This window comes from Rhodanobacter sp. DHG33 (assembly GCF_014843005.1).
Taxonomy (GTDB): domain Bacteria; phylum Pseudomonadota; class Gammaproteobacteria; order Xanthomonadales; family Rhodanobacteraceae; genus Rhodanobacter_A.
Genome location: NZ_JACYXM010000005.1, coordinates 53612 through 67652, shown reverse-complemented (window position 1 = coordinate 67652; position 14041 = coordinate 53612). Strand labels below are relative to the sequence as shown.

Here is a 14041-nt window from a genome sequence, read left to right as displayed (position 1 = left end):
ACCGTGGAGCGGCAGGAGCCGCCTCCCGCGGTTACAACGACAACAACTCTGGAGGACGGGAAATGTTCGAACTGATCGAGAAACTCGCACCAAACGCAGTCATCAAGGTCATCGGCGTGGGCGGCGGCGGCGGCAACGCCGTGGCGCACATGATCAACGCCAACATCGAAGGCGTGGAGTTCATCGTCGCCAACACCGACGCGCAGGCGATGAGCAGCTGCAACTCGCGTACCCACCTGCAACTGGGTGCGAACGTCACCAAGGGCCTGGGCGCGGGCGCCAATCCCGAGGTCGGCCGCCAGGCAGCGCTGGAGGACCGCGAACGCATCGAGGCGATGCTGGAAGGTGCCGACATGGTGTTCATCACCGCCGGCATGGGCGGCGGCACCGGTACCGGCGCCGCGCCGGTGGTGGCGCAGCTGGCCAAGGAGAAGGGCATCCTCACGGTGGCCGTGGTCACCAAGCCGTTCCCGTTCGAGGGTCGCCGCCGCATGCAGGTCGCCCAGAAGGGCATCGAAGACCTGTCGCAGCATGTCGATTCGCTGATCACCGTGCCGAACGAGAAGCTGATCAGCGTGCTGGGCCGCGAGGTCACGCTCGTCAACGCGTTCAAGGCCGCCAACAACGTGCTGCAGGGCGCGGTGCAGGGCATCGCCGACCTCATCACGGCGCCGGGCCTCATCAACGTCGACTTCGCCGACGTGCGCACCGTGATGAGCGAAATGGGCCTCGCCATGATGGGTACCGGTGTCGCTAGCGGCGACGACCGCGCCCAGGCCGCGGCCGAGCAGGCGATCAAGAACCCGCTGCTGGAGGACGTCAACCTCAACGGCGCCTGCGGCATCCTGGTCAACGTCACCGCCGGCCCCAACCTCACCATGCGCGAATTCGACGAGATCGGCCGCGTCATCAACGACTTCGCCAGCGAAGACGCCACTGTGGTGATCGGCACCTCGCTCGATGCGGAGCTGAAGGACGAAGTGCGCGTCACCGTGGTCGCCACCGGCCTCAACCGTGCCCCCTCGCGCCAGAGCGTGCGCACGGTGGAGCAGCGGCAGGTGGAGATGCGTGCGCGTCCGCGCCCGGTGGTGCTGCGTACCGGTACCGGCAACGAAGTGGTGGACTACGCCCAGCCGGAACAGGTGTTCAGCGCCAATCCGCGCAGCGACGCGCCGGTCAAGGGCCAGGATAGCGGCCCGGATTACCTGGATATTCCCGCCTTCCTGCGCCGTCAGGCCGACTGAAGTGGCAGGTGCCTGAACCTGGCACCCACTACTTGTTAAAAGGAATTGAACGAACGCCTGTCAAATGGGTCAGAGTTGAAACATGCAGGGTGGATTCGGGGCTGGTGTCACGATTCGACGGCTTGGCTGTAAGCGAACCGTCGTTTGGTGCGTTCGGGCTTGAATTCCGCAAGACGATGCGACAAGGAAGCGCATGATCCGCCGTTCCGGGCTCCGGCCCCGAGCTGCGGTCCATCGCCCCGGCGCCGGAAATCCCGTCCCGGCCCGGGGTGATGTGTCGTCTCCGCTCGCTGATCGGGCGGCCGCAGGGACATGTTTCATGGTGCGTGCCCGGCTGGGCGCGCAATGGCTCGACCAGACTGTACGGTACGGTTTGCTATTGCAGCTGGTTAAAACTGTGTTAGCATCCGCCCCGGAATGGCTGCTACTTGGCAGGTACCAACAACAATGATCAAGCAGCGCACGCTCAAAAACATCATCCGCGCCACCGGCGTGGGCCTGCACACCGGCGACAAGGTGTACATGACCCTGCGACCCGCCGCACCCAACACCGGCATCGTGTTCCGCCGCACGGACCTCAATCCGCCGGTGGACATCCGTGCCCGTCAGGACAACGTCGGCGATACCCGTCTTTCCACCACGCTGGTGAACGGCGACGTGCGCGTCGCCACGGTCGAGCATCTGCTCTCCGCGATGGCCGGCCTCGGCATCGACAATGCCTACGTGGATCTGTCGGCTCCCGAAGTGCCGATCATGGACGGCAGTGCCGGCCCCTTCGTATTCCTGCTGCAATCCGCGGGCATCGAAGAGCAGAACGTCGCCAAGCGCTTCATCCGCATCAAGAAGCCGGTGAAGGTGCAGGAAGGCGACAAGTGGGCCAGCTTCGAGCCGTTCGAGGGCTTCAAGGTCGGCTTCTCGATCGAGTTCAACCACCCGATCATCAGCAAGCGCACTTCGCGCGCCGAGATCGACTTCTCCACCACCTCGTTCGTGAAGGAAGTGAGCCGCGCGCGGACCTTCGGCTTCATGCGCGACATCGAGATGCTGCGCGAACACAACCTCGCGCTGGGCGGCTCGATGGACAATGCCGTGGTGCTGGACGATTACCGCGTGCTGAACGAAGACGGCCTGCGCTACGAGGACGAGTTCGTCAAGCACAAGATCCTCGACGCCATCGGCGATCTCTACCTGCTGGGCCACAGCCTGATCGGCGCCTACCACGCGCACAAGTCCGGCCATGAGCTCAACAACAAGCTGCTGCGCACCCTGATGGCCGACGCCTCGGCCTGGGAAGAAGTCAGCTACCAGGACGATCCGGCGACCTCGCCGATCTCCTACGCCCATCCCGCTCAGGCGATCTGACCGCTTCGTTTCGCCGCGGACCAACCGGTCGGCAAGAACAGAAAGGCCGCCGTATCGTGAGATGCGGCGGCCTTTTAACTTGTAGCGTGGCCAGCATCCGGTGCCCGTTGGATTCCGGCGATCGAGATGACTGTGGACTCAGTGCGAGGGTTTGCCAGGTTCGGCCAGCGCAGCCAATTGCCCGAACAGTTCCTTCCATTCGGGGTCGGTCGTGGCCGCTGCAGCGGCGCGCAGATGGCTGGCGGCGGTAGGCGACAACGTACGCGTGCGTTCGGGCTCCAGCTCGATTTTCGGAAGCGGGCTTACCTTTATGCCGATGGTTTCCGCGCGGATGTCGAGGCTGCGGGCGGCGGCGAGAATCTGCGCCTGCAGCAGGCGCAACCGCGTGGCCCAGGCAGGCGTGCTGGCCAGGAACAGCAGCCGTCCGCCACGCAGGTTCGCGAAGCGCACCTGGTCGCGCAGCGGCAACGGCAGCGTCTGGCGCAGTGCGCGGTCCAGCGCGTCCAGCGCGGCGGCCTTGTTGGCGAGGCTGGCGAAGGAGCCGCAGGCATCAAGCGCCTGTGGGCCGCGGGATGGGGTGGCGCGGGACATGGACCGATGGTTCCGGGTAGGGCGTGCTTCGATGATACCCGCGCGCCACCCTTGAATCCTCCGGCCGATGCCGCCATGCCGGGAGTCGGGCGGGTTGGCCATGCTGCCTGCCGTCCGAGCCCCTGTAGTAACATGTCCGTTTGGTCTGCGCCAAGGCGCGGCCTCGTGTCCACGTCATCCGGAAGATCGATGTTCAATCGCGTCCTCACCAGCATCTTCGGCAGCCGCAACGAGCGCGTGCTGCGTCAGTTGTCGCGCATCGTGACGCGCATCAATGCGCTGGAACCCGAATACGAGAAGCTGGACGACGAGGCGCTGCGCGGCAAGACCGTCGAGTTCAAGCAGCGCGTCGCCGGCGGCGAGTCGCTGGACAAGCTGCTGCCCGAGGCGTTCGCGGTGGTGCGCGAGGGCGCCAAGCGCGTGCTCGGCATGCGCCACTACGACGTGCAGCTGATCGGCGGCATGGTGCTGCACCAGGGCAAGATCGCCGAGATGCGCACCGGCGAAGGCAAGACCCTGGTGGGCACGCTGCCGGTGTACCTCAACGCGCTGGAAGGCAAGGGCGTGCACGTGGTCACGGTGAACGACTACCTGGCCCGCCGCGACTCGGCGCAGATGGGCAAGCTGTACAGCTTCCTCGGCCTCACCACCGACGTGGTGTGGCCGGGCATGGACCATGCCGACAAGCACAAGGCCTATGCCGCCGACATTACCTACGGCACCAACAACGAGTTCGGCTTCGATTACCTGCGCGACAACATGGCGCTCAGCAAGGAGCAGCGCTACCAGCGCGGCCTCAACTACGCCATCGTCGACGAGGTGGACTCGATCCTGATCGACGAGGCGCGCACCCCGCTGATCATCTCCGGCCCGGCCGAGGATTCGCCGCAGCTCTACATCGCGGTGAACAAGATCGTGCCGCGCATGATCCGCCAGAAAGAGGAAGAGAGCGAAGGCGACTTCTGGGTCGATGAAAAGCAGAAGCAGGTGCACCTCTCCGAGGACGGCATGCAGCATGCCGACGAGCTGCTGCGCGAAACCGGCGTCATCAGCGAAGACAGCGGCCTGTACGATTCCAAGAACCTTGCGGTGGTGCACCACCTCAACGCCGCGCTGCGCGCCAACGCGATCTACCAGCGCGACGTGGACTACATCGTGCGCGATGGCGAAGTCATCATCGTCGACGAATTCACCGGCCGTACCCTGCCGGGCCGCCGCTGGTCGGATGGTCTGCACCAGGCGGTCGAGGCGAAGGAAGGCGTGCCGATCCAGCGCGAAAACCAGACGCTGGCCACGGTGACGTTCCAGAACCTGTTCCGCATGTACAAGAAGCTGGCCGGCATGACCGGCACGGCCGACACCGAGGCGTTCGAGTTCCAGAGCATCTACGGCCTGGAAGTGGTGGTGATCCCCACCCACAAGCCGATGATCCGCAAGGACAACGCCGACCTGGTCTTCCTCGGCCAGCAGGCCAAGTACAACTCGGTGATCGAGGACATCAAGGATTGCCACAAGCGCGGCCAGCCCGTGCTGGTGGGCACCACGTCCATCGAAGTGTCCGAGCTGCTGTCCAACCAGCTGCGCGCGCAGAAGATCCCGCACGAAGTGCTGAACGCCAAGCAGCACGAGCGCGAGGCGCACATCGTTGCCCAGGCCGGTGCGCCGGGTTCGGTCACCATCGCCACCAACATGGCCGGTCGCGGTACCGACATCGTGCTCGGCGGCAGCCTCGAGGCCGCGCTGGCCGCGCTGCCGGCCGAAGCCACGGATGCCGACCGCACCCGCGTCAAGAGCGAGTGGAAGAAGCTGCACGAGCAGGTGCTGGCCGCCGGCGGCCTGCACATCATCGGCACCGAACGGCACGAGTCGCGCCGCATCGACAACCAGCTGCGTGGCCGCTCGGGCCGCCAGGGCGATCCGGGTTCGTCGCGCTTCTTCCTTTCGCTGGAAGACAACCTGCTGCGCATCTTCGGCGGCGAAGGCCTGATCCGCTGGATGAAGCGCTTCGGCATGAAGGAAAACGACGCGCTCGAAGACAAGATGATCAGCCGCCAGATCGAGAAGGCGCAGCGCAAGGTCGAGCAGCACAACTTCGACATCCGCAAGCACCTGCTCGAATTCGACGACGTCGCCAACGACCAGCGCAAGGTGATCTACCGCCAGCGCGACGAGCTGCTGGAGGGCGAGGACGTTTCCGCCACCGTGGCCGACGTGCGCAACGACGTGGTGGAGAGCATGGTGCGCGACCACGTGCCGCCGGACAGCATCGATGAGCAGTGGGATATCCCGGGACTCGACCGCAGCCTGGAAAGCAGGTTCGGTCTGTCGATGGATCTGCCGCACTGGCTGGAGCAGCAGAAGGAAGCCGACGCGGGGATCATCCTCGAGCACGTGCGTGGTGGCGTGGATGGGTTGTTCCAGGCCAAGGAAGCCCAGGTCGGCGCCGAGACCATGCGTGCGCTGGAGAAGCACATCATGCTCACCGTGGTGGACAACGCCTGGAAGGAGCATCTGGCCAACATGGACTACCTGCGCCAGGGCATCTACCTGGTGGGTTACGCGCAGCAGGATCCCAAGCAGGCGTTCAAGCGCGAGTCGTTCCGGCTGTTCTCCGACATGCTCGACCGCATCAAGGGCGAAGTGGTGCAGATGCTGGCGCGCATCCGCATCCGCAGCGAGGAGGAAGTCGCTGCGATGGAAGCCGAACAGCAGCGCCTCGCCGAGAATCTGCAGCGCCAGATGCTGGCTAGCGGCGGTGGCGCACCCGGTGGCGGCCTCGAAGCCGCTGCGGCTGCCGGTACGAGCGGCGCGCCGCAACTGCAGCAGCCCGACGGCGCGCGGGTGGGTCGCAACGATCCCTGTCCTTGCGGATCGGGCAAGAAGTACAAGCACTGCCACGGTCAGCTGAACTGATCGCGCGGGGGCGCGCACACAGAAACGGCCGGGGCGACCCGGCCGTTTTTGTTTGTAGGAACGACTGGATCAGTCCGATCGCCGGGCCACGAACATCGCCGATTCGAGCCTGAAGTCCAGCGTTGCCGGGTCGATTTGATAGTAGGCACGCACCTCGTCGGGCGCATGCGCGAACAATTGCCGTATCGCCGCTTCCAGCACGGGCGGCGTGCGCATGCGTGCGAGCCAGCTGGCGAAGCCGATGTCCAGGCGCCAGTCGTGCTCGTCCTGCAGGTCGAAGCCGGCATCGGCGAGCATGGCGCGCCATTCGGCGCGGCCGTAGTCGCGCACGTGCGAGGTGTCGCGCAACAGTTCGACGGCCTGCAGATGGCTGTCCAGCAGTGCCGCATGCGGGCCCTGCGGGCCCACCACGTCGATCAGGCACAGCGTGCCGCCGGGAGCGAGTACGCGCGCGGCTTCGCGCAATGCGGCCGCCGGATCGCCCCAGTGATGGGCGCTGTAGCGGCTGGCGACGAAGGCGAAGCTGCCGTCGGCGAAGGGCAATTTTTCGGCGGAGCCGTGCTGCACGCGTACCGATGCCAGGCCGCGCGCGGCGGCGGCCTGCGACACCACGTCGAGCATCTCGCGAGAGAGATCGTAAGCCACCACTTCGGCGGCGTGCGGCGCCATCGCGAAGCTGGCGTGGCCCGCGCCGCAACCGAGGTCGAGTGCGGTGGCGCCGCCGGCCACGCGGGCGGCAAGCTCGGCGAGCTGGACGAGGTCGCGACCCTGCGCGTGCACGCTGCTGGTCAGGTAGGCCTGCGCCTGCGATCCGAACTGCTGGACGACGGCACCTTGGTGTTCCATCGGGACGGCTCCTGCGGGTGGGGAGCGATCACGCTAGCACGCGTAGTCAATCCGCGCCGGGTACCCGCTTGCGTTCCGGTTCGGCGGCGACGGTGGTGTATTGCGGCTCCTCGCCGTCCAGCCGCAGCGCGGTGAGCTGGCCGCCCCACACGCAGCCGGTGTCGATCGCATACACGCCGAGACCGGCAAAGCGACCGAGCGCGGACCAGTGGCCGCAGACGATGCGCGTCTCGCGCCGGCGCATGCCGGGCACCTCGAACCACGGATACAGCCCGGGCCGTTGCGTGCCAGGCTCGCCCTTCGCTTCGAAGTCGATGCGCCCGTTGACGTCGCAATAGCGCATGCGGGTGAGCAGGTTGATCGTGGCGCGGTGGCGGTCCAGGCCCTGCAGGCGGCTCGACCAGCCGGCCGGGCGGTTGCCGAACAGGTTGCGCAGGATGCGCGGATGGCGCGGGCTGGAGAGTTCGCGTTCGACCTCCTGTGCGGCCCGCTGTGCCTGGCGCAGCGTCCACACGGGTGCGAGGCCGGCATGGATCATCGTCCAGCCGAGCGCCTCGTCGTGATGCAGCAGTTTCTGCGAACGCAGCCATTCGAACAGCACCGGCGCGTCGTCGGCGAACAGTACTTCGCGCAGTTCCGGATTCACTTTGGCCTGCGCCTCGGGCTTGCGCAGCGCGATCGCCAGCAGGCTCAGGTCATGGTTGCCTAACGTGACGACGCATTGCTCGCGCAGGCTGTGGATCAACCGCAGCGTGGCCAGCGATTCGCCGCCGCGGTTCACCAGGTCGCCGCAGAACCACAGCCGATCGTTGGCCGGGTCGAAGCGCAGCTTGTCGAGCAGGCGCTGCAGTTCCGGGTAGCAGCCCTGCACGTCTCCGATTGCGTAAGTGGCCATCCTTGCTCAGCCGTCAGTGCAGCGTTCGGGGAATGGATAGCGTGAACGACGGAATCGGTGCCTCGAAACGGGTGCCGTCGTCGGCCACCATCTGGTAGCTGCCGCCCATGATCCCGACCGGCGTCTCCAGCACGGCGCCGGAGGTGTACTCGTAATCGTCGCCCGGCCGCATCCAGGGTTGTTCGCCCACCACGCCGTCGCCGCGCACCTCCTCCACCTTGCCGTTGGCGTCGGTGATCACCCAGTGCCGGGCCAGCAGCTGCGCGGGCACGCTGCCGGTGTTGCGCAGGGTGATGGTGTAGGCAAACGCGTAGCGGTTGTCGTCGGGTCGGGACTGGTCGGCGACGAATCGGCTGCTGACCTGCACGTCGATCGTGTAGGGATTGTTTTCGCTCATGCGACGATTGTACGGGCGAACGCCGGTTCGCGCAGCGTCGCGAACAGGTGAAGGTCAGCGCGCGGCGAGCCGCTTCGCCAGTCGCACGAAGTCTTCCGGCGCCAGCGTTTCGGCGCGCGCCTTGGGGTCCACATCGGCTTCACGGATGGCGTCGCTGTCGAGCAGCGGCTTGAGCGCGTTGCTGAGCGTCTTGCGGCGCTGGCCGAAGGCGGCCTTCACCACGTCGTACAGGAGCGCGGGATCGGCGTCGTGGCGTTCGTGCGGCGCCAGCGGCACCACGCGCACCACCGCCGAATCCACCTTCGGCGGCGGACGGAACGCCTCCGGCGGCACTTCGAACAGCGGCACCACGCGGCAGGCCAGCTGGAGCATCACCGACAGGCGGCCATACACCTTGCTGCCCGGCTCCGCGGCCATGCGGTCGACCACTTCCTTCTGCAGCATGAAGTGCATGTCCTCGATGGCGGACGCGTGCTCCACGCAATGGAACAGGATCGGACTGGAGATGTAGTAGGGCAGGTTGCCGGCGATGCGCAGGCGCTCCACGCCTTGACGATGCGCCAGCGCGGCGAAGTCCACCTTGAGCACGTCGGCGTGGATCACGGCGAGTTCGCCCACGCTGGCCGCACGGTCTTTCAGTGCGGGGATCAGGTCGGTGTCCAGCTCGATCGCGGTGAGCGAGTGCGCGGCCGCCAGCAGTGGCAGCGTGAGCGCGCCTTCGCCGGGGCCGATCTCCACGAGGAAATCGCCGGCGCGCGGCGCGATGGCGCGCACGATGTCGTCGATGTAGCGGCGATCATGCAGAAAGTGCTGGCCGAAGCTTTTCTTGGGGCGGGCGGGAGCGTGGTTCATGCGGAATGGGCGGCGAGTTCCAGAGCCATGTTCGCGGCGGCAATCAGGCTGGACGGATCGGCGCGACCCGTGCCGGCTAGATCGAGCGCGGTGCCATGGTCGACCGAGGTGCGGATGAAAGGCAGGCCGAGGGTGAGGTTGACGGTGCGGTCGAAGGCTTCGCTCTTGAGCACCGGCAACGCCTGGTCGTGATACATCGCCAGCACTGCGTCGTAGCGTGGGCGCTGGGCGGGCACGAAGGCGGTATCGGCCGGCAACGGGCCGATCAGTGCCATGCCTTCGGCGCGCAGCGCGTTCAGCAGCGGGATGATGGTGTCCAGTTCCTCGCGGCCGAGATGGCCACCCTCGCCGGCGTGCGGATTGAGGCCCAGCACGGCGATGCGCGGCGCGGCAATGCCGAACTTCGCGCGCAGTTCCGCGTGCACGATGCGCAGCGTGCGCTCCAGCGATTCGCGCGTGATGGCGGCCGGTACCGCGCCCAGCGGCAGGTGCGTGGTGGCCAGCGCCACGCGCAGTTCGGGGCTGGCCAACATCATCACCACGTCGGCGTTGGCGCGTTCGGCGAAGAATTCGGTGTGGCCGCTGAAGCGGATGCCGGCTTCGTTGATCGAGGCCTTTTGCAGCGGCGCGGTGACCACGGCGGCGTAGCGGCCGGCCATGCAGCCGTCGGCGGCTTCGGCCAGCGTGGCGAGCACGTGATGCGCATTGCGTGGATCGGGTTGGCCCGGAACCTCTTCGGTACCCAGCGGCACATGGTGCACGCGCAGGCTGCCAGGCTCGCGGTACTCCCGCTGAGTGCCGTCATCGTCGATCAGTGCGATGCGCAGGCCGCAACGGGCGGCAGCGCGGGCGAGCAGATCGCGATCGGTGATGGCCACCAGGTCGGCCGCCAGCGGCGTGGCGGCCAGTCGCGCGATCAGTTCCGGACCGACGCCTGCCGGCTCACCAGCGGTGACGGCGAGCCGGGGGAGCGCCATGCCGGCGGCTCCCGGTCAGGAGGATTTTCCGGCGCCGGCCGGGGTGTTGGTGTCGTCGCGCAGCTCGGGCACCAGCACCTTGATGTAGGCGTTGGCGCGCAGGTCGCGCAGGAAGTCGTCGTAGGCCTGCTCCGCCTTGCGGTTGCCGATGGCCTGGCGGGCCTGGTCGCGTGCCATCTGGGTGGTCAGGTCGCTCTGGCGCGTACCCAGCAGCTGCATGATGTCCCAGCTGCCGTCGCCGGTCTGGAAGGGCTTGGAGACCTCGTTGTCCTTCAGCTGGCTGATCTGCTGGGTGACGACGGTGCCCCAGGCGTCCTGGGCGAACCAGCCCATGTCGCCGCCGATGTTGGCGGTGGTGTCGTCCTTGGAGTTGTCCTTGGCCAGCTTGGCGAAGTCGGCATGCTTGTTGACGATCTGGTCGTACAGCTCCTGCGCCTTCTGCTGCGCCTGATCGGACGTCATCAGCTCGCTGGGCTTGATGAGGATCTGGCGTGCGTGGTACTCGGTGACGATCTGCTTGGACGGCTCGCGCTGGCCGATCAGCTTGAGGATGTGGAAGCCGGTGGGGCCGCGCAGCGCGGAGCTGACGTCGCCGGGCTTCATGTTGGCCACGGTGTCGGCGAAGGCGGGCGGCACCTCGTCCATGCGGCGCCAGCCGAGGTCGCCGCCGTCCAGCGCGTCGGGCGCGTCGGAGTAGCGGATGGCCGCGGCGTGGAAGTCCATGCCGCCCTTGATCGCATTGATCGCCTGCTCGGCCTTGGCCGCGGAAGCCTGGATCGCGGCGGCGTCGGCTCCGCTGGGGATGCTGACCTGGATATGCGCCAGATGGATCTCGCCGGCCTTGTAGTTCGGGCTGGCGAGCAGGTTGTCGATTTCGCTGTCGGTGACCGATACCGAGTCGTGCACCACGCTCTGGTGGAGCTGCTGCACGGTCAGCTGGTCGGCGAGCTGCTGGCGGAAGGCGCCAAAGTCCTGCCCGGTGTGCTCGACCTCGGTGCGCAACTGGTCGGGGGTCATCTTGTTCTGCTGCGCCACCTGGGCCACGGCCTGGTCGACCTGGTTGTCGGAGACGTGCACGCCCTGGTCGTCCGCCTTCTGCAGCTGCAGCCGCATCAGGATCAGGCGATCCAGCACCTGCTTCTGCAGCACGTCCTGCGGCGGCAGCTGGCCGGGCTGGCTGGCGTACTGCTGCTGGATCGCATGCACGGCGTTGTCGAGCTCGCTTTGCAGGATCACGTCCTCGTTCACCACGGCCACGATGCGGTCCAGCTGGTTGGGCGACGAGGTGACGCCCGCGCCGGCATTCGGCAGCAGCTGGGCATGCGCAGGCAGCGCGAGCGCGAACACGACGATGGACAGGAGCGGGGCGAGGAATCGCTTCATCAGGGAGCAGCCAAAAGAGGGATACAGCGGATTATTGATAGCCGAGAATATCACGGCGCAGCAGGGGATCGATCTGGCCGCTGGTGGAGCCCAGGCCCTTGAAGATCACCTGGAACATCACGACGTTGTCGCGCAGGTTGGCCGGCCCGGTCACCGGCACGGTCGGCGCGACGCCGTAGTAACCCTGGTTCACGTAACTGCGGTCGACCAGCTGCAGGGTCACGCAGCAGCTGTCGTATTCCACGCCGGCTACGGCTTCGATGGTGCCCTTCAGCGAGTTGGTCACGCCCTTGAGCGGTTCCGCATACGTCCACGAGCCGATCAGGCGCCAGCGGTCGGACAGGGGATAGACACCCGAAACGGTGTATTGATCCATCAGCCCCTGGCGGTAGCGGTAGGCGAAGTTGATTATGCCGTCCGTGCCCACACGCCCCTGCAGCTGGAACATCGCCATCTGCGTGTCGTGGGTATTGGGGGACCACTGGTAGGAGGTGCTGGCGCGCCAGCGGTCGTTGAGCTGCATGTCGATCTGGGCGACGTAGGCCGAGCCGCTCCAGTCGGTGATGGGCGCCACGGTGTTCGAGCCGATCGGCATCTGCACCCGCTGCGGGGTGAAATAGCGGATCTGGCCGAAGCTGGCAGACAACTGTTCCACGCCGCTGTCGTCGAGCAGGCGGGTGGTGATGGCGGCCGTGAGGTTGTTCGCGTTCATCTGGCGGTCGGCGCCGGCGAACTGGTTGGTGGAGAACAGCTGCCAGTAGTCGAACGTCATCAGCGCACTGTCGAACAGCGGCAGGTTGTTCTGATCGCGGTATGGCGCGTACAGGTAATACAACCGCGGTTCCAGCGTCTGCGTGTAGTCGTTGCCGAACAGCGAGATGTTGCGGTCGAACACCAGACCGCTGTCCACGTCGACGATGGGCATCGAGCGGCTGGGCGACTGCTGGGTGAAGGGCGACGACAGGCCGCTGCCGAGCAGGCCGAAGTAGCCGTACTGCTGGTAGCCGTTGCTGAGCTGGTAGTCGGTATAGCGCCATTCCACGCGTGGGCGCACGAACCAGCCCTGCGTACCGAAGTCCGCGGCCAGGTAGGGTTGCAGGTCCTCGCGGTTGCCTTCCACATAGCCGGGCTTGCGGAACGCAACGAACTGGTTGTTCATGCCGAATTCGAGCCAGTTATTGATCGGCCAGTCGAAGTTGAAATTGCCGTACGGCAACTGCCGGTAGGGCAGCGACGCATCGGTGAGGAACGGGTTCATGTTCTGGTAGGCGTCGCCGCCTACCGATGCGTTCCACCACGCAGTCCCCCACTTCCCACTGCCAGCCACCTGGGCGTTGGAGGTGAGTATGTAGATCGGCGGGCCGCCCAGTTGGTTCCCGAAGTCGTAGAAGAAATTGTTGTCCGAGCTACGGTCGATCGAAGTGGTGAAATTCCAACTGCCCCACAGGTGGGTGGTGTCCTTGATGGTGTAGCGGTAGCGGTCCGTGCCGGGCGTGTTGGCGGTGGTGCCCACGTCGTTCGTGCCGTGGTCGTTCGGCAGGTACTGCACGTCGAACGTGCCGTTGCTGCCGGGCAGCAGGTAGCGGAATTCGGTGTCCAGCATCACGCCGCGCGAGGTGTAGATGCGCGGGTCCAGCGTGGCGTCGTAGTTCGGCGCCAGGTTCAGGTAGAACGGCGCGCTGAGGACATAGCCCGAGTGGCCGCTGTGGCCGATGACCGGGTAAAGGAAGCCGGTCTTGCGCCGGTTGTCGAGCGGGAAACTGAACCAGGGCAGATACAGCAGCGGCACGTTGCCGACACGGAAAGTGGAGTCGCGCGCCACGCCCACGCCGTTGACCTTGTCCATCACGATGGACTGGCCGCGAAATTCCCACAGATGGTGGCCGACATCGCAAGTGGAATAGGTGGCCTGCGTGTAGCGGGTGTGCTGGACGTCGAGCTCCTGCGCCTGGCGGGCCACGCCGTTGCCGCGCGAAGTCAGCATCTGGTAGCGCACGTCGTCGGCGATACCGACGCCCGAGGCGTCGTTGCCGCGTGCGTGCGTGGAGGACATCAGCTGCGCGTAGTCCTGGTAGCGCACATTGCCGCGTGCGTCGTAGTCGGTGGTGTCGTCGTTGTAGTCAACCGTGTCCGCCTGCAGCCGTTGATCAGCTCGATCCATGCGTACATCGCCGGTCAAGTGATAGACCGTCTGGTCGGCGCTGTCGACGTGCTTCGCCGACACATAGGTCTTGCTGGTTTCGCGGGCGCCGCTGTCCTTGCTCAGCGTGGGGTCGTAGAACTCCAGCATGGCGTTGGGGTGGCACATGACGTAGTTGTACGGACGCGGCGGGCAGGTGAAGGAGCCCAGCGGACAGGCCTGTTCGCTGCCGTCCAGCGAGGTGCTGCGATGCGGGCCGCCGCTACCGGCTTCGGCCGGGCCGCCGATCAGGGCGAGGGCAGCGGCAACCGCCAGCAGGCGGCGTGGAGGGAGCTTGCGCGTCACAATGGAAACCCGGCGGTCGTGTGGTCGGTAAAGCTAGCAGAAACGCCCCAGATCAGGCAGACACAAAGGCTGCCGGAGGCAATCGAGGATTCAGGC

At 66.3% G+C, this 14041-nt stretch carries 11 protein-coding genes; 3 read left to right on the top strand and 8 right to left on the bottom strand.

Annotated elements, in window-relative coordinates; genetic code table 11:
- Nucleotides 1-62: 62 nt before the first annotated feature.
- The gene (gene ftsZ, locus IHE46_RS10885; RefSeq protein ID WP_192164674.1) at nt 63-1244 is read left to right on the top strand and encodes a cell division protein FtsZ; all 1182 of its coding nucleotides are present in this window, start codon (nt 63-65) and stop codon (nt 1242-1244) included.
- Between the two features lie 447 nt (nt 1245-1691).
- On the top strand, nt 1692-2606 hold the full coding sequence (gene lpxC, locus IHE46_RS10880; protein WP_192164673.1) for a UDP-3-O-acyl-N-acetylglucosamine deacetylase: 915 nt from the start codon (nt 1692-1694) through the stop codon (nt 2604-2606).
- A gap of 138 nt (nt 2607-2744) precedes the next feature.
- On the opposite strand, the gene IHE46_RS10875 is transcribed toward lpxC, so the two are convergent.
- On the bottom strand, nt 2745-3197 hold the full coding sequence (locus IHE46_RS10875; protein ID WP_192164672.1) for a DciA family protein: 453 nt from the start codon (nt 3195-3197) through the stop codon (nt 2745-2747).
- 189 nt (nt 3198-3386) lie between these two features.
- On the opposite strand from IHE46_RS10875, the gene secA reads away from it, so the two are divergent.
- Nucleotides 3387-6110 carry a preprotein translocase subunit SecA gene (gene secA / locus IHE46_RS10870; protein ID WP_192164671.1) on the top strand — a complete coding sequence of 908 codons (2724 nt, stop codon included), beginning with the start codon at nt 3387-3389 and terminating at the stop codon, nt 6108-6110.
- 69 nt (nt 6111-6179) lie between these two features.
- Here secA and IHE46_RS10865 read toward each other — a convergent pair whose 3' ends face one another.
- Genes IHE46_RS10865 through lptD form a run of 7 tightly spaced genes read right to left on the bottom strand, consistent with a single transcriptional unit; the run spans nt 6180 to nt 13945 of the window.
- Entirely contained in the window at nt 6180-6956 is a 777-nt protein-coding gene (locus tag IHE46_RS10865) for a class I SAM-dependent methyltransferase (protein WP_192164670.1), read from the bottom strand.
- Between the two features lie 46 nt (nt 6957-7002).
- On the bottom strand, nt 7003-7851 hold the full coding sequence (locus tag IHE46_RS10860) for a symmetrical bis(5'-nucleosyl)-tetraphosphatase (protein ID WP_192164669.1): 849 nt from the start codon (nt 7849-7851) through the stop codon (nt 7003-7005).
- A gap of 13 nt (nt 7852-7864) precedes the next feature.
- On the bottom strand, nt 7865-8248 hold the full coding sequence (gene apaG / locus IHE46_RS10855; RefSeq protein WP_192164668.1) for a Co2+/Mg2+ efflux protein ApaG: 384 nt from the start codon (nt 8246-8248) through the stop codon (nt 7865-7867).
- 54 nt (nt 8249-8302) lie between these two features.
- Entirely contained in the window at nt 8303-9100 is a 798-nt protein-coding gene (rsmA, locus tag IHE46_RS10850) for a 16S rRNA (adenine(1518)-N(6)/adenine(1519)-N(6))-dimethyltransferase RsmA (protein ID WP_192164667.1), read from the bottom strand.
- Nucleotides 9097-10077: a 4-hydroxythreonine-4-phosphate dehydrogenase PdxA gene (gene pdxA, locus IHE46_RS10845; protein ID WP_192164666.1), complete on the bottom strand. Its 981-nt coding sequence runs from the start codon at nt 10075-10077 to the stop codon at nt 9097-9099. Before pdxA ends, rsmA begins: the two co-directional genes overlap by 4 nt.
- 15 nt (nt 10078-10092) lie before the next feature.
- Nucleotides 10093-11460 (bottom strand): peptidylprolyl isomerase, encoded by a 1368-nt coding sequence (locus tag IHE46_RS10840; protein WP_192164665.1) that lies wholly within the window; start codon nt 11458-11460, stop codon nt 10093-10095.
- A gap of 31 nt (nt 11461-11491) precedes the next feature.
- Nucleotides 11492-13945, bottom strand: a complete 2454-nt coding sequence (gene lptD / locus IHE46_RS10835) for an LPS assembly protein LptD (protein ID WP_192164664.1) — start codon at nt 13943-13945, stop codon at nt 11492-11494.
- Nucleotides 13946-14041 lie beyond the last annotated feature (96 nt).